General features: G+C 66.8%; 18 protein-coding genes. 11 read left to right on the top strand and 7 right to left on the bottom strand.

Annotation, left to right across the window (positions count from 1 at the left end):
- Positions 1 to 11 precede the first annotated feature (11 nt).
- The 4 genes from LGN19_RS29830 (at position 12) to LGN19_RS29815 (ending at position 5,662) form a co-directional block, all read left to right on the top strand.
- The gene (locus LGN19_RS29830; protein ID WP_226218733.1) at positions 12 to 3,155 is read left to right on the top strand and encodes a multidrug efflux RND transporter permease subunit; all 3,144 of its coding nucleotides are present in this window, start codon (positions 12 to 14) and stop codon (positions 3,153 to 3,155) included.
- Positions 3,156 to 3,159: 4 nt separating this feature from the next.
- Positions 3,160 to 4,602, top strand: coding sequence for an efflux transporter outer membrane subunit (locus LGN19_RS29825; protein WP_226218731.1), 1,443 nt, complete (start codon positions 3,160 to 3,162; stop codon positions 4,600 to 4,602).
- Positions 4,603 to 4,715: 113 nt separating this feature from the next.
- Complete coding sequence (locus tag LGN19_RS29820; RefSeq protein ID WP_122950412.1) at positions 4,716 to 5,405, top strand: response regulator; 690 nt, start codon at positions 4,716 to 4,718, stop codon at positions 5,403 to 5,405.
- Positions 5,402 to 5,662 (top strand): hypothetical protein, encoded by a 261-nt coding sequence (locus LGN19_RS29815; RefSeq protein WP_226218730.1) that lies wholly within the window; start codon positions 5,402 to 5,404, stop codon positions 5,660 to 5,662. Before LGN19_RS29820 ends, LGN19_RS29815 begins: the two co-directional genes overlap by 4 nt.
- 260 nt (positions 5,663 to 5,922) lie before the next feature.
- Here LGN19_RS29815 and LGN19_RS29805 read toward each other — a convergent pair whose 3' ends face one another.
- Positions 5,923 to 6,384: a glycine zipper domain-containing protein gene (locus LGN19_RS29805; protein WP_226218728.1), complete on the bottom strand. Its 462-nt coding sequence runs from the start codon at positions 6,382 to 6,384 to the stop codon at positions 5,923 to 5,925.
- 254 nt (positions 6,385 to 6,638) lie between these two features.
- Between LGN19_RS29805 and LGN19_RS29800 the strand changes: the two genes are divergently transcribed.
- From LGN19_RS29800 to LGN19_RS29785, 4 genes are read left to right on the top strand one after another with little or no spacing between them, the layout of a single operon-like run.
- Positions 6,639 to 7,286, top strand: a complete 648-nt coding sequence (locus LGN19_RS29800) for a paraquat-inducible protein A (protein ID WP_226218726.1) — start codon at positions 6,639 to 6,641, stop codon at positions 7,284 to 7,286.
- Positions 7,283 to 7,930 (top strand): paraquat-inducible protein A, encoded by a 648-nt coding sequence (locus LGN19_RS29795; RefSeq protein WP_175221932.1) that lies wholly within the window; start codon positions 7,283 to 7,285, stop codon positions 7,928 to 7,930. The genes LGN19_RS29800 and LGN19_RS29795 overlap by 4 nt, the downstream gene beginning before the upstream one ends.
- Positions 7,927 to 9,597 carry an intermembrane transport protein PqiB gene (locus LGN19_RS29790; protein ID WP_226218724.1) on the top strand — a complete coding sequence of 557 codons (1,671 nt, stop codon included), beginning with the start codon at positions 7,927 to 7,929 and terminating at the stop codon, positions 9,595 to 9,597. Before LGN19_RS29795 ends, LGN19_RS29790 begins: the two co-directional genes overlap by 4 nt.
- On the top strand, positions 9,594 to 10,235 hold the full coding sequence (locus LGN19_RS29785; protein ID WP_226218723.1) for a membrane integrity-associated transporter subunit PqiC: 642 nt from the start codon (positions 9,594 to 9,596) through the stop codon (positions 10,233 to 10,235). The genes LGN19_RS29790 and LGN19_RS29785 overlap by 4 nt, the downstream gene beginning before the upstream one ends.
- Positions 10,236 to 10,321: 86 nt before the next feature.
- On the opposite strand, the gene LGN19_RS29780 is transcribed toward LGN19_RS29785, so the two are convergent.
- Both LGN19_RS29780 and LGN19_RS29775 read right to left on the bottom strand, forming a co-directional pair.
- Positions 10,322 to 11,482 (bottom strand): AraC family transcriptional regulator, encoded by a 1,161-nt coding sequence (locus LGN19_RS29780; RefSeq protein WP_226218721.1) that lies wholly within the window; start codon positions 11,480 to 11,482, stop codon positions 10,322 to 10,324.
- On the bottom strand, positions 11,482 to 13,116 hold the full coding sequence (locus LGN19_RS29775) for an AMP-binding protein (protein ID WP_226218720.1): 1,635 nt from the start codon (positions 13,114 to 13,116) through the stop codon (positions 11,482 to 11,484). The genes LGN19_RS29780 and LGN19_RS29775 overlap by 1 nt, the downstream gene beginning before the upstream one ends.
- A 303-nt stretch (positions 13,117 to 13,419) precedes the next feature.
- On the opposite strand from LGN19_RS29775, the gene LGN19_RS29770 reads away from it, so the two are divergent.
- The gene (locus LGN19_RS29770) at positions 13,420 to 14,211 is read left to right on the top strand and encodes an HAD-IIB family hydrolase (protein ID WP_226218718.1); all 792 of its coding nucleotides are present in this window, start codon (positions 13,420 to 13,422) and stop codon (positions 14,209 to 14,211) included.
- 17 nt (positions 14,212 to 14,228) lie between these two features.
- Here LGN19_RS29770 and LGN19_RS29765 read toward each other — a convergent pair whose 3' ends face one another.
- Positions 14,229 to 14,441, bottom strand: a complete 213-nt coding sequence (locus tag LGN19_RS29765) for a hypothetical protein (protein WP_226218716.1) — start codon at positions 14,439 to 14,441, stop codon at positions 14,229 to 14,231.
- 70 nt (positions 14,442 to 14,511) lie between these two features.
- Between LGN19_RS29765 and LGN19_RS29760 the strand changes: the two genes are divergently transcribed.
- Positions 14,512 to 14,967, top strand: coding sequence for a carboxymuconolactone decarboxylase family protein (locus tag LGN19_RS29760; RefSeq protein WP_122950402.1), 456 nt, complete (start codon positions 14,512 to 14,514; stop codon positions 14,965 to 14,967).
- 179 nt (positions 14,968 to 15,146) lie between these two features.
- A complete protein-coding gene (locus tag LGN19_RS29755; RefSeq protein WP_122950401.1) occupies positions 15,147 to 16,247 on the top strand; it encodes an AraC family transcriptional regulator in 1,101 nt (366 codons plus the stop codon).
- Between the two features lie 19 nt (positions 16,248 to 16,266).
- On the opposite strand, the gene LGN19_RS29750 is transcribed toward LGN19_RS29755, so the two are convergent.
- The 3 genes from LGN19_RS29750 to LGN19_RS29740 all read right to left on the bottom strand — a co-directional run bounded on the left by LGN19_RS29750 (position 16,267) and on the right by LGN19_RS29740 (position 19,737).
- Complete coding sequence (locus tag LGN19_RS29750) at positions 16,267 to 17,772, bottom strand: sensor histidine kinase (protein ID WP_226218715.1); 1,506 nt, start codon at positions 17,770 to 17,772, stop codon at positions 16,267 to 16,269.
- On the bottom strand, positions 17,772 to 18,491 hold the full coding sequence (locus LGN19_RS29745) for a response regulator transcription factor (RefSeq protein WP_039353478.1): 720 nt from the start codon (positions 18,489 to 18,491) through the stop codon (positions 17,772 to 17,774). Before LGN19_RS29745 ends, LGN19_RS29750 begins: the two co-directional genes overlap by 1 nt.
- 616 nt (positions 18,492 to 19,107) lie before the next feature.
- Entirely contained in the window at positions 19,108 to 19,737 is a 630-nt protein-coding gene (locus tag LGN19_RS29740) for a TetR/AcrR family transcriptional regulator (RefSeq protein ID WP_226218713.1), read from the bottom strand.
- Between the last annotated feature and the right edge of the window lie 58 nt (positions 19,738 to 19,795).

Here is a 19,795-nt window from a genome sequence, read left to right as displayed (position 1 = left end):
AGCATCCAGTCATGTCCCAATTCTTCATCCGGCGCCCGGTCTTCGCGTGGGTGATCGCCCTCTTCATCATCCTGCTGGGCCTGATCGCCATCCCCGAACTGCCGGTTGCGCGCTATCCGTCGGTCGCGCCGCCGACCGTCACCATTACCGCCACCTACCCGGGCGCCACGCCGCAGACGATGAACGACAGCGTGCTGAGCCTCATCGAGCGCGAGCTGTCCGGTGTCCGGAACCTGCTGTACTTCGAATCGGCGTCGGATACCTCCGGCCAGGCGAAGATCACCGCGACCTTCAAGCCCGGCACCGATTCGGCGATGGCGCAGGTCGAGGTGCAGAACAAGCTCAAGTCGGTCGAGCCGCGCCTGCCCCCCGTCGTGCGACAAAATGGCGTGATCGTCGAGTCAGCCGCATCGGGTTTCCTGTTGTTCGTCGGCCTCAAGTCGGAAAGCGGCCGCTACGACGAAAACGCACTCGCGGACTACATGGCGCGCAACGTCGTCGAAGACCTGCGACGTGTCGAAGGCGTCGGCAAGGTGCAACTGTTCGGCTCCGAACAGGCGATGCGCATTTGGGTCGATCCGGAGAAGCTGATCACCTATGGCCTGTCGATGAACGACCTGACGACGGCCGTCGCCCAGCAGAACGTGCAGATCGCCCCGGGCAGCCTCGGCGCGGCGCCCGCGCTGCCGGGCCAGCGTGTCACCGTGCCGCTCACCGCGCAAGGCCAGCTCACGACGCCCGAGCAGTTCGCGAAGATCGTGCTGCGCGCGAACGCGAACGGCTCGAAGGTCGTGCTCGGCGATGTCGCGCGGGTCGCACTCGGCCCGCAGTCGTTCACCTTCGTCAACAGCGAGAACGGCAAACCCGCCACCTTTGCCGGCGTGCAGCTGGCGCCGGGCGCCAACGCGGTGAAGACCGCCGAGGCCGTGCGCGAGCAACTGGACATGATCGCCAAGACGATGCCGGCCGGCATGACCTACTCGATCCCGTTCGATACCGCGCCGTTCGTGAAGATCTCGATCGAGAAGGTGATTCACACGCTGATCGAAGCAATGGTGCTCGTGTTCCTGGTGATGTACCTGTTCCTGCAGAACGTGCGCTACACGCTGATCCCGGCGATCGTCGCGCCGGTGGCGATGCTCGGCACCTTCACGGTCATGCTGCTGACAGGCTTCTCGATCAACGTGCTGACGATGTTCGGCATGGTGCTCGCGATCGGCATCATCGTCGACGATGCAATCGTCGTCGTGGAAAACGTCGAACGCCTGATGGCGGAAGAAGGCCTGTCGCCGAAGGACGCGACGATCAAGGCCATGAAGGAAATCACCGGCGCGATCATCGGCATCACGCTGGTGCTGACGGCCGTGTTCCTGCCGATGGCGCTGTCGAGCGGTTCGGTCGGCGTGATCTATCAGCAGTTCACGATGTCGATGGCCGTGTCGATCATGTTCTCGGCCCTGCTCGCGCTGACGCTGACGCCGGCCCTGTGCGCGACGATGCTCAAGCCGGTCGCGCATGGCCACCACGAGAAGCGCGGTTTCTTCGGCTGGTTCAACCGCCGCTTCGACCGCCTGACGAACTGGTACGAGACGCGCGTCGGCCGGCTGGTCGGCCGCACGGGCCGCATGATGCTCCTGTTCGTCGCGATTGCCGTCGCGCTGGGGTTCGGCTTCCGCATGCTGCCGTCGTCGTTCCTGCCCGAGGAAGACCAGGGCTACTTCATGACCGGCTTCCTGCTCCCGGCCGATTCGACCGTCGAGCGCACCGGTGACGTGGTCAAGACCCTCGAGAAGCATCTCGCGTCGCGTCCGGGCATCGAGTCGAGCATCTCCATCATTGGCTACGGCTTCTCCGGCCTCGGCTCCAACGCGGCACTGAACTACGCGGTGCTCAAGGACTGGGACAAGCGCGAAGGCGCCGGCGCGATGGACGAAGCGATGCGCGCTCAGCATGCGATGAGCGGCGTGACGGAAGGCACGGTCATGAGCCTGTTGCCGCCCGCGATCGACGGGCTGGGTACCAGCTCGGGCTTCACGATGCGCCTGCAGGATCGTGCGAACCAGGGCTACTCGGCACTCAAGGCGGCTGAAACCAAGCTGCTCGAACTGGCTGCACAAAGCAAGGTGGTGACCGGCGTCTATCCGGACAGCCTGCCGGCCGGTACGAGCGTGAAGCTGGACATCGACCGCGAGAAGGCCGAAGCGCTCGGCGTGTCGTTCACGACCATCAGCGACACGCTGTCGGCCGCGATGGGTTCGACCTACGTGAACGACTTCCCGAACGCGGGCCGCATGCAGCAGGTGATCATCCAGGCCGATGCGCCGGCACGCATGCAGATCGAGAACGTGATGAAGCTCTACGTGCGCAACGCGACCGGCGGCATGGTGCCGCTGTCCGAAGTGGTGCGTCCGGTCTGGTCGGAAACCCCGCTGCAGTTGGTGCGCTTCCAGGGTTACCCGTCTGCACGTATCTCCGGCGGCTCGTCCCCCGGCTACTCCAGCGGCGCGGCAATGGCCGAGATGGAGCGTCTGGCCGCGCAGTTGCCGCCGGGCTTCACGGTGGCGTGGACCGGCCAGTCGCTGCAGGAGCGTGAGTCGGCTTCGCAGGCGCCGATGCTGATGGCGCTGTCGATGGTCGTCGTGTTCCTGGTGCTCGCGGCGCTCTACGAGAGCTGGGCGATTCCGCTGTCGGTGATGCTGGTGGTGCCGCTCGGCCTGATCGGCGCACTCGGCGCGGTGATGTTGCGCGGGATGCCGAACGACGTGTTCTTCAAGGTCGGGATGATTACCGTGATCGGCCTGTCGGCGAAGAACGCGATCCTGATCGTGGAGGTTGCGAAGCAGTTGCGCGAGGAAGGCATGGGGCTGATCGAGTCGGCCGTGCAGGCATCGAAGCTGCGTCTGCGCCCGATCCTGATGACCTCGCTCGCGTTCGGCCTCGGCGTCGTACCGCTGATGATCGCGACCGGCGCGAGCGCCGAAACGCAGCACGCGATCGGCACCGGCGTGTTCGGCGGCATGGTGACCGCCACCGTGCTGGCCATTTTCTTCGTTCCGGTTTTCTACGTGTTCGTGATGAGCATCCAGGAACGCATCTCGGCATGGCGCGCATCCGGCAAGAAGCCCGCCACCGTGACCCACGAACATGAAGGTTGATGCCATGCGATCACTCATTCTTTCCGCCGCGGTTTCCGCCGCGCTCGCGCTGTCGGCGTGCTCGATGGCGCCGAAGCTGGTCAAGCCCGAGATGCCGGTGCCGACCGCCTATACGACCGCTGCCGTGGCCGACCAGCACGCGAACGCGGCCGATCTCGGCTGGCGCACGATGTTCGGCGACCGTCGCCTGCAGCGCCTGATCGAGCTCGCGCTCGAGAACAACCGCGACCTGCGTCTGGCCGCACTGAACGTCCAGGCTGCCGAAGCGCAGTACGGCATCCAGCGTTCCGCGCGCCTGCCGTCGATCGGCGCCGGCGCGAGCTTCACACGCCAGCGCACGGCCGCCGACTCGCAATCGAACCCGCCGCTGCTCGAAAACACGCAGAACCAATATGGCGTGAATGTCGGCCTCAGCGCGTTCGAGATCGACCTGTTCGGCCGCGTGAAATCGCTGTCCGACGCGGCGTTCGCGCGCTACCTCGCGACCGATCACGGCCGCCGGGCAGTGCAGATCGCGCTCGTCGGCTCCGTGGCCAACGCGTATTTCGCCGAGCGTCTCGCGCAAGAGCAGCGCGCGCTGTCCGAACGCACGCTGAACGACTGGCGCCAGTCGCTCGACCTCGCGCGCCGCCTCAAGCTCGCCGACCAGGCGAGCGGTGTCGACATCGCGCAGGCCGAAGGCCAGGTCGCGAGCGCCAGCGCCGATCTCGAAGCGCGTTCGCGCGCTGTCGAGCAGGCCAATAATGCGCTGCGGCTGCTGGTCGGCACCGACCTGCCGAAGAACCTGCCCGATCCGCTGTCGCTGGAACGCCAGCCGGTGATGACCAAACTGCCGGCCGGACTGCCGTCGGAATTGCTGTACCGCCGGCCCGACATCCAGCAGGCCGAGCAGAATCTCGTCGCCGCCAACGCCGACATCGGCGCGGCGCGCGCGGCATTCTTCCCGCGCCTGTCGCTGACGTCGTCGATCGGCTTCCTCAGCCCGGGCCTCGGCAGCCTGTTCGACGGCGGCCAGCGCGTGTGGAGCTTTGCGCCGCAGGTCACGCTGCCGATCTTCCAGGGCGGCCGGCTGCGTTCCGAGCTGAATCTCGCGGAAGTGCGCAAGTCCAGCGCGGTCGTGGAGTACGAACGCTCGATCCAGACCGCGTTCCGCGAAGTAGCCGACGGCCTCGCCGGGCGCGAGACCTTCAGCCGCCAGATCGACGCACAGGCCCGGGTCGTCAAGAGCGCCGAGCGCCGTACCGATCTCGTGAACCTGCGCTATCGCGCCGGCATCGAGGATCGGCTGGAACTGCTCGACTCGCAGCGACAGCTGTATGCCGCGCGCCAGGCGTTGCTGGATCTGCGCAACGCCGAACTGGACAACGCGGTCGCGCTCTACAAGGCGCTCGGTGGCGGGCTGACCGACACCGACGTGCCTCCCGCCAACAACGTGGCGAACAACTGAGCCATGCACCGTCGCCGATCCGTTCGCGACGATTGAAAGCACGGTGAAGTCCGGCGGCGCACGTGCCGCGCCGCCGGCCCGCCTACCGGTCACGCTCACTTCCAGTGAACCCGATGAACCCTCTGATACTCATTGCCGAAGACGATCCCGAGATCGCCGAAATACTCGACGCCTACCTGGCTCACGACGGCTTTCGCACCTACCGCGTCGGTCACGGCCAGGCCGTGCTCGACGTGCAGCCCGTGCTGAAGCCCGACCTGATCCTGCTCGACGTCAGGATGCCGCAAAAGGATGGCTGGGAAGTCCTGGTCGAACTGCGTCGCCGCGTCGACACGCCGATCGTCATCATCACGGCACTCGACCGCGAGATCGATCGCTTGCAGGGGCTGCGTTTCGGCGCGGACGACTACATCACGAAGCCATTCAATCCGGCCGAGGTGGTCGCGCGCATCCGGGCGATCCTGCGTCGCATCGAAACGGCCGCCTCAGGACGTTTCATCAAGGTCGGCAACCTCGAAATCGACACGCAAAGCTATCTGACCACGATCCGCTCGGACACCGGAGAAACCAGCGTCTCGCTGACGCTGACCGAATTCCGGCTGCTCGCCCACCTGGCCGGCTCGCCGAACCGCGTGTTCACGCGCAGCGAACTGATCGACGCGTGCCTCGCCGACGTCGATGCGCTGGAGCGTACCGTCGACAGCCATATCAGCCGGCTGCGCAAGAAGCTCGAATTCGCGGGTGCGTCCGGGGTGCCGGAGGTGATGCGCGGTGTCGGCTACCGGCTGCGCAGCACCCAGTGAACCCGCGTCATGGATCGCGTCTGCACGCTGTGCGGATCGTCGGTCTCCTGACGGTCGCCGTCGTGTTGACGATCGCGACCGGATGGTTCGTCGTCTACGGACTGATCCTCGCCGTCTCGTCTCTCGCGACCGACAACCCGATCGCGGCCGTGATCCGGGAGACGCCGAGCTATCTGCTGCTCGCCGCGTTGCTGCTGGCCGGGCTGGTCGCGACGGTCATCGACCTCGTCAAACTGGCGCGCGGCACCGGCTCGTAAGCCGCTGCGCCGCATTCGCCGCCTGTCCCCTTCCCCGTGAAAAAGCGGTTCCTGAAACGCCCGTACGAATGGCAGATCGGCTTGCGTGATGCGGGGCTCGGCAAACGCGCGGGCAGCACCGGCTTCACGTCGTTCGTTTCAGTTGCTTCGATGGCGGGCATCGCGCTCGGCATGGCCGAACGCTTGCACCGTGTGACATGAAGGGCGAAACGCGCATCTCATCGCATCGCATGCGCGTTCGCTAAGCGTCAACCACTCGCTCAGTAAGCCTGGTCGTAGTAAGCCTCGTCGTAGCGATGCTTGTTGCGGCGCATCCTGCGCATGCTGTCGCGATCCCGCGCATCGTCGCGCTCCCGCGCATTGCGGCCGAGGTTGCCACCCAGTGCCGCGCCGCCACCACCGCCGAGCGCCGCCCCGAGGAGCCCGCCGTTGCGGCCGCCCATCGCATGGCCGGCGGCGGTGCCCGCACCGCCGCCAAGCGCACCGCCAATGATGGCTCCGTCGCGCTCGTCACGGTTCGCCGCGATCGCGCCGCCGGCGCCCCCACCGATCGCACCGCCCACCACCGCGCCGGTGCGGCCGCCCAGTGCATCGCCGACGGTCGCACCGGCGATACCGCCCAGCGCACCGCCGAGCGCGTTGTCCCAGCCGTCGGCCGCGGCCGGCAGCGAAATCACCGCAACCGCGGTGACGATGAATGCGGAGGCGATCTTCTTCAACATGCGAATACTGTTCCTTGTGCTCAATCTGAAGTCCGGGTTCTTGCGTTGCTGCCCATTCGTTTCATCGAAAGGCCGGCGAAAGATAGCACTCCAATCCAACCCCGGTTCGCCATTGTCGTAACAGATTGTGTGCGCCTCGACAGCCACCCCGGCATGACTGCATTTTTTAATCCCGGCTCCATCGTTTCTCCATCAAACCGCACAAAAACGTCCATCGACACCAAGCACACTGCGAAGCAAATCATCGAGTACGCATGCGCGAGCAACACGAACACATGGACACGTTTCCGACCCTGATCGCCTGCGAGCATTGCGACAGCGTCTACCGACGCCGCGCGCTGGCGCCTCACGAGGTCGCGCGTTGCGAACGCTGTTCCGCCGTCCTGTTTCAATCGAGCGGGCTCGATATCGACCGGTGGCTCGCGCTGGCGGTTGCGGCAGGCGTGGTGTTTGCCATCGCCAACCTCTGCCCGATCATGCGGATCAGCGTGCAGGGGCTGCATAGCGAGGCCACGCTGTGGCAATCCGCGCTCGCGCTTGCGCATGGCTTCGCGGCGCCGATTGCGATTCCGACGGCCCTCGCCATCGTTGGGGTGCCGTTCCTGCAGATCGCCACGCTGATCTGGTTGCTGGCCTTTGCCCGTGCGGGGCGCCGCGCGCCCGCGTTCGGCCCGCTGATGCGCTTGCTCGTCGCGTTGCGTCCCTGGAGCATGATCGAGGTTGGACTGCTCGGCATCCTCATCGCCATCATCAAGCTGTCCAGCATCATGCAGATCATTCCCGGCGCCGGCTTGTGGGCCACGGCCGTGCTGATGGTGCTGATCCCGCTGATCGCGGGCCACGAAACGCGCCAGCTATGGGACTGGGTCGTGCCGGTGAAACCCGCCGAAGGCCGCCCATGAGCCTGCCCGTTCGCGCCAGTCAGTTGGGCATGGTCGGGTGCCATGCCTGCGGCCTCGTCTGCCGCACGCGCGCGTCCGACGCGCAGGATGCGCACCCGCATGCCGCCGAAGCGGAACGCTGCCCGCGGTGCGGCGCTGCGCTGCACGCGCGTCGTTCCGACAGCCTCGTACGCGCCTGGGCGTTCCTGATCGCCAGCCTGATCTTCTACCTCCCGGCCAACCTGTTGCCGGTGATGCGCACCACGCTGCTCGGCAGCCACAGCGAATCGACGATCCTCAGCGGCGTCGTGGTGTTCTGGAAAGCCGGCTCGTACGGCATTGCGTCAGTGATCTTCATCGCGAGTGTCGTCGTGCCGTGCACGAAGTTCCTCGCGCTTGGCACATTGCTCGTCACGACGGGCCGGCGCAGCGTCGCGGCCATGCGCGAGCGGGCCGTGCTGTATCGCGCGGTCGAACTCGTCGGCTACTGGTCGATGCTGGACGTGCTGGTCGTCGCAATCATCTGTGCGCTGGTGAAGTTCGGTCCGCTGTCCGAGATCGAGCCGCGCGCCGGCATTTTGTTTTTCGGCATGGTCGTCATTCTCACGATGCTGTCTGCGATGAGTTTTGACCCACGCCTCATTTGGGACGCCGAAGAAGCATGAATCCTGCATCCGGCCCGCAAGGCCTCGAACCCCATGACCCGCCCGTGACACGCAATCGCCTGCGGCTTTCGCTCGTCTGGCTCGTGCCGCTCGTCGCGGCGCTGATCGGCCTGTCGATGGTGATCCACGCGTGGTTGTCCGTCGGACCGGAAATCACGATCACGTTCAACACCGCGCAAGGCCTCGAAGCCGGCAAGACGCCCGTCAAGTACAAGGACGTCGTGATCGGCACCGTGACCGCCATCTCGCTGAGCGACGACAGTTCGCACGTCGTCGCGACGGTGTCGTTCGTGAAGAATGCGCGCAACCTGATTCACGACGACACGCGCTTCTGGGTCGTGCGCCCCCGCGTCGGCATGAGCGGCGTATCGGGTATCGACACGCTGTTCTCCGGTGCGTACATCGGCATGGACACGGGCCGCTCGCAGCATTCGCGCAAAGCCTTCACCGGGCTCGAGACGCCGCCTACCGTCATCAACGGCATGCCGGGAACGAGTTTCGCGTTGCGGGCCACCGATCTCGGTTCGCTCGATATCGGCTCGCCGGTCTATTACCGCCATCTGATGGTGGGCCACGTCGCGTCGTACAAGCTCGACATGCAGCGCCGCGACATGAACCTGCAGGTGTTCATCGATGCGCCGTACGATCGGCTGGTGACGACCGACACGCGCTTCTGGAACGCGAGCGGCATGGATCTGTCGCTGGACGCGAACGGCCTGAAGCTGAAGACCCAGTCGGTCGCGACGATCGTGGGCGGCGGCATCGCGTTCGCGACACCGGAAGACAGCAGCGCGACCGCCGCCCCTGCCGGCAACGTGTTTGCGCTCGCCGACAACGAAGCTTCCGCGATGGCTGCGCCGGACGGGCCATCCCAACTCATTCGACTCCGTTTCGAGCAGCCGTTGCGCGGGCTCGCAGTCGGGGCGCCAGTGGAATTCTCCGGCATCAACATGGGCAAGGTGGTATCGACCCAGCTCGACTTCGACCGTGCGACCCGGCGCTTCCAGTCCATCGTGATGGTGAAGGTCTATCCGTATCGGCTCGGCCCCGTCATCGAGAAACTGCAGAAGACCGAAGGCAACGGCAATCCGCGCGTGGCCCAGTTTCTCGCGGGCCTGGTCGAGCACGGGCTCCGTGCGCAGGCGCGTACCGGGAACCTGCTGACGGAGCAGCTCTATATCTCGTTCGACTTCGTGAAGAACGCGCCGAAGGTGCCGTTCGATGCGAATGCCACCCCGCTGACCTTGCCCACCGTTGCGAGTACGTTCGACAAGCTGCCGGAGCAGGTCGCCGACATCGTCGACAAGATCAACAAGATGCCGCTGGATTCGATCGGCAAGCACGTCGATTCGAGCCTGACGAACCTGGACGCGACGCTCAGGCAGCTCAACGGCCAGCTGCTGCCGTCGACGACGCGCGCGCTCGACCAGGCGAACCAGACGTTCGGCGCATTGCGCCAGGGCATCGCCGACGACGGCCCGCTTCAGGAAAACCTGGCGAACACGCTGACCGAAGTCCAGCGTACCGCGCGCTCGTTGCGCACGCTCACCGACATGCTGGGCCGCCGTCCCGAATCGCTGCTCCGGGGAACCGGGGCCGATCACGCGCCGATCGCGCCTGTCGCCCCTTCAACCCCGCCTGTCCAGCAGGAGCCCCGACAACCATGAGCTTCCCGATTCGCGCCAGGACGATCGCCCTGGGCGCCGGCGCCGTCATCGCGCTGACCGCCTGCGCGTCGAACCCGGTGCATTACTACACGCTCGTCTCGCCGGCCGCGACCGCGCCGACCGCGACAACGGCACCCGCCGCACACACCGGCGCGCCGCTGGCGATCAACGTGTTGCCGGTCGGCATCCCCGCCCAGCTCGACCAGCAGCAGATGGTCGTGCGCAGCGGGACGGGCACCGCGGTGATACTCGACAACGAACGCTGGGTCGCACCGCTCGGCGACGAGCTGCGCGCGGCGCTTTCGTCGGCGCTCGTCGAGCAACTGGGCGCGCGCAACGTCACCGGCCTGCCGCGTCCGTCGAACCAGGCCGTCATGAGCATCCGCACGCAGGTGCGCCGCTTCGACGCGTGGCCGGGCCGCATGGCCCAGTTCGAAGCCGACTGGGTCGTCGGCGTGCAGCAGGACGCGCCAGGTACGCGCATTTCGTGCAGCACGCGGCTCAACGAGGCCGCCCCTGGAAGCTATGCCGACATGGTGCGCGTGCAACAGCGGATGATCGAGCAGTTCGCCGCCCGGATCGCGAGCACGGTGCGCAGCTTCGGCAACGGGCGCCCCGCCTGCCCCGCCGATTCGTAAACGTCCCGCCCAGGGGAGCCGTCCATGGGAGCGCGCGAAGGTATCCGGTTATGGGAACCGGCTACCTTGACGCTTGGCGCGACCCGTTACGCGCGCCGCCGGTAAGTACCCGGCGTGCTCCCCGTCCAGTGCCGGAACGCGCGATGGAACGCGCTCGGATCGTCGAAACCGATGTCGGCGCCGATCGCCGCGATCGTGTCGGGCGTATCGGTCAGCCGCTGGATCGCGATGTCGCGCCGCAGTTCGTCCTTGAGCACCTGGAACGTCGTCCCTTCGGCGGCCAGGTGGCGACTCAGCGTGCGCACCGAGCAATGCAGGTGCTCGGCCGCGTGGTCGATCACCGGCAGGTCGGGCAACGCTTCCGACAGATACTGCCGCACGCGATGGCACACGAGCTGTTCGCTGAACGATTCGAAGATCCAGTCGCCGGGTGCGCGCGCGAGGAACTTGCGCAGGTTGCGCTTGCTCTGCCGGATCGGCGCGTCGAGGTAGTCCGCGCTGAAGCGCATCAGCGTGCGCTCGCAGTCGAACTGCACGGCGCCGGTGAAGAAGTACAGGTGATCGACCGCATGGCGCGGCCGCGGGCACGCGAACTCGATCTGCAGCAGCGGAATCTTCTGCCCGATCAGCCAGGAGCACACGCCGTGCACGAGCTTGAGCATCAGCTCCTGGCCGAGCGCGCCGATCGGGCCAATGGCGTCGTTCGGACGCAGCACCGCCTGCGCGACGAGACCGTCGCGCTTCGATTCGAGGAAAAAATCGTCGAGCAGGATATGGAAGAATTGCCCGAAACGATGCAGCGCCGTTTCGAGGTTGCGCGCATCGAGCAGGCTCAGGCACAGGTACTTCAGCGTGCCGCCGCGCAGCGGGCGCGAGAAGATGCCGGGCATCTCGTCGTCGAGGTCGATCGCGAGCGTGCGGTACAGCGTCGAGAACTGCTCCTCCGTCACGCGCGCATGCGGTTCGCCGAGCAGCTCGATCGGAATGCCGGCCCCGCGCAGGTAGCGCTCGACCACGTCGCGCTGCACGCCCGCGCTCGCGAGGAAGCCGTTGACGAGCGAGATCGGCACCGTCGCGCTCGGCGACGGCAGTGCCCGCCCGGGCGCGAGCCCGGGCTGGGCGGAAAGTGAATCTGAACCGGTCATCGCGTCTCCGTCGATCGAACCGCTCGCATTGTACTTGAGCGGCCCGCGCGGAGCCTTCCGGGCCCTCGGCGCGCCAGGCGCTGCGTGGCGCGCCGACGCCATCAGTCGGTGCGGCTGAGTTCCCGGCGCAGGATCTTGCCGACGGTCGACTTCGGCAGCCGGTCGACGAAGCGAATGAGCTTCGGCACCTTGTAGGCCGCGAGGCTCGCGCGGCAATGCGCGACGAGCTGCTCCTCCGTCACATACGCGTCCTCCGCCAGCACCACGAACAGCTTGACGGCCTCGCCCGTGCGCGCGTCCGGCACGCCGATGCACGCGCACTCGGCGACGCCCGGCACCGCGGTGGCGACGGCTTCCACTTCGTTCGGGTACACGTTGAAGCCCGACACGATGATCATGTCCTTCTTGCGGTCGACGATCCGCAGGAAACCGGCTTCGTCGAACACGCCGACGTCGCCAGTGCGGAAGTAGCCGTCGGCCGTGAACGCTGCCGCATTCGCGTCCGGTTTCTGCCAGTAGCCGCCCATCACCTGCGGCCCCTTCACGCAGATCTCGCCCGCGCCGCCGATCGCCACCTCGTTGTCCTGGTCGTCGAGCAGCTTCACGTCGGTCGACGGCAGCGGCAGGCCCGTGGTGCCCGTGAACGAGTCGATCGACTGCGGGTTGAACGACACGACCGGCGACGTTTCCGACAGCCCGTAACCCTCGCGGATGAAGTTGCCCGTCACCGCCTTCCAGCGCGACGAGATCACGTCGATCACGGCCGCGCCGCCGCCGGCCGACAGCTTCAGCCGCGACCAGTCGACGTCCGTCAGGCGCGGATGGCCGGCGAGCCCCGCGTACAGCGTGTTCACGCCGACGAACACTGTCGGCCGCGCGGTCTTCAGCACGTCGATGAAGCCGTCCATGTTGCGCGGGTTCGCGACCAGCCAGTTCTGCGCGCCGATCGCGAAGTAGGACAGGAAGTTCACCGTCAGCGCGAAGATGTGATACAGCGGGATCGCCGTGACGATGACCTCCTCGCCCGGCTCGCGCGCGGCCGGCACGATCGCGCCGAACTGCTCGATGTTCGCGACGAGGTTGCGGTGCGACAGCGCGGCGCCCTTCGACAGGCCGGTCGTGCCGCCCGTGTACTGCAGCAGCAGCAGATCCGCGCCGCCGAGCGCGACCGGTTCGAACGCGAGCGATTCCCCGGCAGCAATGGCGTCCGCGAGCGGGACCGAACCGGGCGACAGCGCGTCGCATGTACCGGCCGGCGCATCGACGACGCCGAGATCGCCGCGCCCGACGCTCAGCACGGTGCGCACACGCGTGCCGCCGACCACCTCGGCGAACGTGCCCATCGATCCGCCGCACACCACGGCGACCTCGACGCCCGCGTCGTTGAGCTGATGCTCGAGCTCGCGCGCCGTGTAGAGCGGGTTCACGTTGACCTGGATCGCGCCGATCTTCGCGACGGCGATGAACGCGACCGGGAACGCGAGCACGTTCGGCAGCATCACGGCCACGCGATCGCCCTTGCGGACGCCCACGACCTGCTGCAGATAGGCGGCCAGCGCGGTCGACAGGCGATCGACGTCCGCATAGGTGAGCGTGCGGCCATACGAGTGGAACGCCGGGAGATCGGCGAACTGGCGCATCGCGTTGTCCAGCAGCGCGCTTACGGAAGGAAAGCGATCGGGATCGATCTCGGCGGGGATCGAGCCATACGACCCGGTCCAGTGTCTCTTCGTCATGTCTCACTCCACGGGGGACGGCGCGCCAGCCGCGCGCCGTTCGCGCGACGGCCTGCACGCCGGAGAAGCGCGGACCATCGCCTGACCGGCGACTATCGCCCGCGCGGCGCGCTTTGAAAATGATCCGGGCGGCCGAAAAGATGATCGAAACGGACACGCGGGGGTTCGCACTTGTCCAGACAACTTCGCCTGCCGACGCCGGCAGCCGCTTATTCCCCGGTGTGAATTGCTAAGCAGCAAGCGGCGTGGCACGGCCTCGCGCCCTTCTTCATAATCGACGATCGTCATTCCGCTGTCGAGACCATGCAGCCGCTTGCCCTGGCCCCCGCCGACACCTTCTCGTCCGTCCGCTTCCTGCTGACCGACATGGACGAGACCCTGACCCATCGAGGCCGCCTGTCCGCACGCACCTATTCGGCGCTCGAACGCCTGCAGGCGAGCGGCATCCGCGTGATCCCGGTGACCGCCGCGCCGGCGGGCTGGTGCGACCAGATGGCGCGCATGTGGCCGGTCGACGGCGTGATCGCGGAGAACGGCGGGCTCTTCATCCGGCGCAGCGCGGACGGGCACGGCGTCGAACGCCGTTACTGGCATGCGGACGATGCGCTCGCCGGCGCGCGCGACACGCTCAGGCGCATCGCGCGGCAGGTCGAGACGGCCGTACCCGCCGCCCGCCACGCGGACGACCAGGACTTCAGGCTGACGTCGCTCGCGTATGCGCGCACCGGCACCGACCAGGACGACCGGATACGCGATGCACTGATCGAGGCCGGCGCGGACGCGACCATCAACAACCTGTGGATCATCGGATGGGTCGGCGGGTACGACAAGCTGTCGATGTCGCTGCGCGTGCTGTCGGACACGTTCGGCGCCGACGCCGGCTCGGCACGCGATTGCGTGGCGTATTCCGGCGATTCCACCAACGACGCGCCGATGTTCGGCTACTTCACGCACACGGCCGGCATGAGCACCGTGGTCGAGTATCTGCAGCAATTGCCTGCGTTGCCGCGATGGATCACGCAAGGCCCGGGCGGCAGCGGGTTCGTCGAGTTCGCCGATGCGATTCTTCGCACGCATCCGGACGGTCGGGGCTGATCGCTTGCGCGCATCGACTATCGCCCGAGCGGCATGAACGACATACGGGATCCGGCGATTCCGGTCGCCGGTCGCACCTGATACGATCGCTTCGCTTCCGGTTCGCCACGGCCGAACGTGCCGCGCGCCGCCACCCACGGAGCCGCAGCATCCGCACCACGGGTCATGCGTGCATCGTGCCTTTTCTTGCCGGTCGCTCCCGTCGCCAGATAATCAGGATTGCTTTTCATACGACTTCGATCTCGGCAGCACGCCGAACCGGAACACGACATACAACAACGCTTTCAAAGGTCAGTCGCCATGCCAGAACGCATCTCGTTTGGACAACTCCCCGCCCGGCTGCTCGACGTCGTGCTCAACGTCGAGGAATATGCGAACAACACCGGCCACGATTTCAAGCTGGTGGAACTGGTGCGCGCACGCGTGTCGCAGCTCAATGGCTGCGCCTACTGTCTCGACCGCCACATCAAGGAAGGCATCCACGCGGGCGAAGATCCGCTGCGCTACCACCTGCTGCCCGTATGGCACGAAACGCCCGATCTCTACACCCCGAAAGAACAGGCCGCGCTGCGCTGGGCGGAAGCGCTGACGCTGATCAGCGAGCACGCGATCGGCGACGAACTCGTCGACGCGACGCGCGCGCATTTCGATCGAGACGAACTGGCCACGCTCACGCTGATCGTCGCGCAGATCAACACGTGGAACCGGCTCGCGAAGCCGTTCGCATGGCAGGCCGGCGTGTTCCAGGCCGGTTGAAGCGGTTTGAGGCGGGTTAAGGCGGGTTGAGGCCGGCGGAAGCCGGTTGGCGACGGTCGGAACCGGCCACGTCGGGTGGCGCCGGTGCGCGTATCAGGGTGAACCCTGTAGCGCATGGGACCGATCCCGAGCAGAATTGCGTGCCGTAAACGATATCGATTCGGACGCAGGACTCTCCCATGCCGCGCAGTGCGCTCTTGAACCCGACGACCGCCCGCGCAGCCCGGCTGCCGGACGTCGAGCCGGCCCACGCGTTGCGCGAGCAGCGCTTCACGCCGGCCAAGCTGGCCGTGCTGCTCGACGTGGCGGCGCAAGCCGGCATCGACCCGGCCGCGGTGCTCGACGGTACCGGCCTCACGCCGGCCGCCGTCGCGGACCCGTTCACGCTCACGTCGCCGCTGCAGTTCCTCACGGCCGCGCGCAATGCAATCGGCCGCTACGACGGCACCGATCTCGGCGTGCGCGTCGGCCACCGGCTGCACGTGTCGAGCTACGGAATGTACGGCTACGCGATGCTGTGTTCGGAATCGCTCGCGCACGCATTCGAATCGGCCGTCAAATATCACCGGCTCGCGAACGGCATGCTCGCGATCCGCTGGGTCGAACAGGGCGATACCGCGTCGTGGCTGTTTCCCGACCGGCACGAAGTCGCGCTGCCCGATCTCGACGAGCCGCTGTACCGTTTCCTGATCGACATGCAGTTCGCGTTGCACGTGACGATCATCAAGGACGTGATGGGCGCGTGGTGCGTGCCGGCGCGTGCGCAGTTCGCGCAACCGCAGCCGGCACACGCGGCGCTGCTGGCCGATGCGCTCGAATGCCCGATCGCCTTCGACCAGCCGCATCACGTGCTCAGCTACCCGGCCGCGTGGCTCACGCGCGCGCCGCAGCTCGCGAATCCGATTACCGCCGCGCAGGTGTCGTCGCATTGCGCGAGCCTGCTCGATGAATTGCGCAGCCAGGCCGGCGTCACGCGGCGCGTGTACCAGGAACTCACGCGCACGCCCGGGCAGTTTCCGGACATCGACGCGATCGCGGCGGTCCTGTGCATTACATCGCGCACGCTGCGCCGCAAGCTCGAAGCCGAAGGCACGTCGTACAGCGAGCTGCTGGCGAGCGTGCGCAAGGCACTCGCGATCGACTACCTCAGCACGACCACGCTCAGCACCGAGGACATCGCCTTGACGCTCGGCTTCAGCGACGCCGTGGGGTTTCGCCACGCGTTCAAGCGCTGGACCGGCATGACGCCGAGCGACGTGCGGCGCAAGCGCGGCGGTTGAGCACGGGCGTTGGCGGCGCTCAGCGTCCGTCGCCGGCCGCAGGCGTGGCCACCGCCAGCGCGAACTCGAACACCGCCCCCCGCCCGGCCTGGTCGACCAGCCGGATACTGCTGCCATTGAGCGCCAGCATCCGGTGCACGATCAGCAGCCCGAGCCCGCCGCTCGTCACCGCACCGCCGCTCATCGGCCGCTGCGGCCGCTGGAACAGCCCTTCGCGCCGCGCCGCCGGAATCCCTTCCCCGGTATCGGCCACGGTCACGACCACGCGGTCGCCGCGCGGCTCCAGCGCGACCTCGACCTCGCCGTGCGCAGGCGTGTGCCGCAGCGCGTTGTCGAGCAGGTTGGTCAGCACGCGCTCGATCATCCCGAGATCGGCCGACACGACCGGCACCCGCGGCGGGATCCGCGCATGCAGCGCGACGCCACGCGCCTGCGCGGTCAGTTCGAACTTCTGGAACACGTCCTGCACGAGATCGACGAGCGAGAACGGCTCGCGTTCGGCCTGCACGCCACCCGATTCGAGCCGCGCGAGCTCGAACAGCGCCTGCGCGAGCCGGCCGACCTTCGCGCTCTGCGCGAGCGCGATCGACAGGTAACGCCGCCGTTCGGTCTCGGCGAGCGTGTCGGCCTTCAGCGACAGCGTCTCCAGGTAGCCGTGCAGCGACGTCAGCGGCGTGCGCAGGTCGTGCGAGATGTTCGTGATCAGTTCGCGCCGTTGCTGGTCCTGGTGCGTCAGTGCGCGCCACTGGTCACCGATCCGGTCGGCCATCTGCGCGAACGCGGATTCGAGCACGACGATATCGTCGCCGCGCCGGCCCGGCCGCGAACGCGGCACCGGCGGCTGTGTGTCGGGCGTGCCGTTCGCGTCGAAGCGGCGCATCGCGTCCGTCAGCCGGCGCAGCGGGCGCGTGATGAAGCTGAACGCGGTGAGGCCCGCGAGCAGGCCGAGCAGCGCGACCAGCGCCATCGACCACAGCGTCGTGCGCAGCACGTTGCCCGCGTCGACGCGCGCGGCCAGCCGGTCGTGCGCCTCGCCGAGCAGCACCACGTAGATGTAGCCCGACGGCGGCTGCCCCGCGCGCTGCAGCGGCGCGGCGCTGAACACCTTGCGCGCATCGGGGCTGCGCGGGTCGTCGCCGAGGATCGGCAGCGGCTCGCCCGCGATGAAGCGCTGCACGGGCGCGAGATCGACGCGGTCGCGCTTCACGTGGCCGGGCGGCGCATCGTCGCCCTTGATGCGCCCCGCGTTGTCGAGCAGATAGACCTCGACACTCGGGTTCACGCCCATCAACTGGCCGAACAACGTGCGCACGGCGTCCGGGCGCAGCCCGTTCGCGTCCATCAGCGGTGCGCTGTGGGTCACGCTGTCGACGATATTGGCGGCCAGGTCGCGCGACAGCCCCTGCACGACCTCCTGCTCGCGCATGTCGTTCGCACGGATCTGCAGCCACGCAGACGCGCCCGAGCAGGCGAGCAGCAGCACGGAGAACACGAGCGACAGCCGCTGGGTGAGCGTGAGCTTCATCATGCGTCCCGCTGGCCCGGCGCGGCGAGCTTGTAGCCGCGGCCCCACACGGTGAGGATCCGCACGGGCTCGGCCGGATCGGCTTCGATCTTCGCGCGCAGCCGGTTGATATGGGTGTTGACCGTGTGTTCGTAGCCTTCGTGCTGGTAGCCCCACACGGCATTGAGCAGATCCATTCGCGAGAACACCTTGCCCGGGTGCCGCGCGAAGAAATACAGCAGGTCGAATTCGCGTGGCGTGAGATCGATGCGCGCGCCGTCCACGCTCGCTTCGCGCGCGATCGGGTCGATCGCCAGCCCCGCGACGTCGAGCGTGCCCGCGTCGATCCGCGAATCGCGCGCGAGCGCGTCGACCCGCCGCAGCAGCGCCTTCACGCGCGCGACGAGCTCCAGCACCGAGAACGGCTTGGCCAGATAGTCGTCGGCACCGAGCTCGAGGCCGAGGATCCGGTGCACCTCGCTCGAGCGTGCGCTCGTGATGATGATCGGCGTGTAGCGCGTCATCGCACGCGCGCGCCGGCAGATTTCGAGGCCGTCGACGCCCGGCAGCATCAGGTCGAGGATCAGCGCATCCCAGCCGCCCTGTTCGAGCAGGCGCAACCCCTCAGCACCGTCCGCGCTGTGCACGACCTCATAGCGCTCGTCGCGCAGGTGCAGGCTCAGCACGTCGGCGATGTCAGCATCGTCCTCGACGATCAGGATGCGTTTCGGTTGGTCCATGGCGGCGGGCGGTGGCACGTCGGTGCCGAGGTCGGGTATCGGTTCGGGCCGGCCCCGGTCCGGCTGGCCGGGTTCCCGGGGGTGAATCGCGGCAACGGGCCGCGCTGCCGCCATTGTGCAAAATTTTGCGGCGCGGCGGGGAGTGATCACATTTCATTTAACTTTGGCCGGCGCGCGGGCCGGAAGTCAATACTGGCATGGCTCTGCGATCCGGCCCTTGGCTGGCGATTTTATCAGTCGGTACGAACACGACGTACGCTCAAAGAGCGGAAGCGATGACGCGGTGATCGGTGATCGCTGGTGGGAGTGGGTGTGAGTGGCTGTGATGCCATGGCATGCTGCGCAAGCGTTCCCCACCGCATTTCGTTTGCAGAGAATGTAGACGCAGTGCTACAAGCCGTCTCAGCCAACGCGCATATAACAAGCAGTGCAAACTACTTTTCAAAGTAAAGATCGCGCCAACTGACACTCACGATCATCCGCATGGATCAATACCTGTCGGTTAGCGATACGACCGAAGATGCCCTTCCTGCGCAGCAAGTTCGCGTGCAAGTCGATTCGGCACGCGAGCAGCGCATGTCGATCAACCCGCCCACTTCCCGTGCCTCCCCTCCCGCTACTCTGAATCCGCCTGTGCGAACCCGAGCGTAAGACCAAAAGCGTCGAGGATCGTCGCCGCAGTCGTGGCCATTCGCTTTGCCATTGCCGCCGGGGTCTCGCGCGTGGCGCCCTGGCGAAGCCAGTGCACCGCCGTCCAGACCAACCCGCCGCCAAGCACCGTCAGGCAATCCTGTTCTGCTTCCGTGCGAACACCTTCATAGGGCGGAAGGATGCGGCCCGCGACGAACGTCACCAGTTCATCGAAAAACGCCGATGTCGCCGCGTCGTTGAATACGGTCAGATAGAAAGGCTCGTGCTCATACAGATGCTCGAGAATCAGCGCGGTTTCCACCTCCATCGACGTGACGAAAGTGGCATTCGGCAAGTTCAGCAGTTTGCCTTGCTCCTCGACGAATGCGAAAGCGTTGTCGAGCCTCACCAACGCCGCCCGCTGAGCGGCAGTCTGGAGATCGGAAAAGTGTTGATAGAACGTGGGGCGAGCGACACCCGCGCGCTGCACCAGTTGAGCAATGCTGAGTTTGTTCAGTGGCGCCTCGTCGAGCAGTTCGGTCGCGGCACGAACGAGAGCGTCGTAACTCCGTTGAAAGCGAGGATCGGCGGGATTAGGGCTTACATCAGGTGGCATAAAAAGCTCTGGACACGTGGTTTTGTCTATTTTACATTCGTTCAATAGATTGAGATGC

Origin of the sequence: Burkholderia sp. AU30198 (assembly GCF_020419825.1) — a bacterium.
In the GTDB taxonomy this organism is placed as follows: domain Bacteria; phylum Pseudomonadota; class Gammaproteobacteria; order Burkholderiales; family Burkholderiaceae; genus Burkholderia.
The sequence above is the reverse complement of the archived record's forward strand: the minus strand, read 5'-3'. Positions and strand labels throughout refer to the sequence as shown.

Bases quoted from the DNA above. Each gene is read 5' to 3' on its own strand.
- LGN19_RS29750 (WP_226218715.1), bottom strand. From the start codon at position 17,772: ATGAAGCTCACGCTCACCCAGCGGCTGTCGCTCGTGTTCTCCGTGCTG.
- LGN19_RS29825 (WP_226218731.1), top strand. From the start codon at position 3,160: ATGCGATCACTCATTCTTTCCGCCGCGGTTTCCGCCGCGCTCGCGCTG.
- LGN19_RS29820 (WP_122950412.1), top strand. From the start codon at position 4,716: ATGAACCCTCTGATACTCATTGCCGAAGACGATCCCGAGATCGCCGAA.
- LGN19_RS29805 (WP_226218728.1), bottom strand. From the start codon at position 6,384: ATGTTGAAGAAGATCGCCTCCGCATTCATCGTCACCGCGGTTGCGGTG.
- LGN19_RS29785 (WP_226218723.1), top strand. From the start codon at position 9,594: ATGAGCTTCCCGATTCGCGCCAGGACGATCGCCCTGGGCGCCGGCGCC.
- LGN19_RS29830 (WP_226218733.1), top strand. From the start codon at position 12: ATGTCCCAATTCTTCATCCGGCGCCCGGTCTTCGCGTGGGTGATCGCC.
- LGN19_RS29780 (WP_226218721.1), bottom strand. From the start codon at position 11,482: ATGGCGTCGGCGCGCCACGCAGCGCCTGGCGCGCCGAGGGCCCGGAAG.
- LGN19_RS29765 (WP_226218716.1), bottom strand. From the start codon at position 14,441: ATGAAAAGCAATCCTGATTATCTGGCGACGGGAGCGACCGGCAAGAAA.
- LGN19_RS29760 (WP_122950402.1), top strand. From the start codon at position 14,512: ATGCCAGAACGCATCTCGTTTGGACAACTCCCCGCCCGGCTGCTCGAC.
- LGN19_RS29770 (WP_226218718.1), top strand. From the start codon at position 13,420: ATGCAGCCGCTTGCCCTGGCCCCCGCCGACACCTTCTCGTCCGTCCGC.
- LGN19_RS29745 (WP_039353478.1), bottom strand. From the start codon at position 18,491: ATGGACCAACCGAAACGCATCCTGATCGTCGAGGACGATGCTGACATC.
- LGN19_RS29740 (WP_226218713.1), bottom strand. From the start codon at position 19,737: ATGCCACCTGATGTAAGCCCTAATCCCGCCGATCCTCGCTTTCAACGG.
- LGN19_RS29775 (WP_226218720.1), bottom strand. From the start codon at position 13,116: ATGACGAAGAGACACTGGACCGGGTCGTATGGCTCGATCCCCGCCGAG.
- LGN19_RS29755 (WP_122950401.1), top strand. From the start codon at position 15,147: ATGCCGCGCAGTGCGCTCTTGAACCCGACGACCGCCCGCGCAGCCCGG.
- LGN19_RS29800 (WP_226218726.1), top strand. From the start codon at position 6,639: ATGCGCGAGCAACACGAACACATGGACACGTTTCCGACCCTGATCGCC.
- LGN19_RS29795 (WP_175221932.1), top strand. From the start codon at position 7,283: ATGAGCCTGCCCGTTCGCGCCAGTCAGTTGGGCATGGTCGGGTGCCAT.
- LGN19_RS29790 (WP_226218724.1), top strand. From the start codon at position 7,927: ATGAATCCTGCATCCGGCCCGCAAGGCCTCGAACCCCATGACCCGCCC.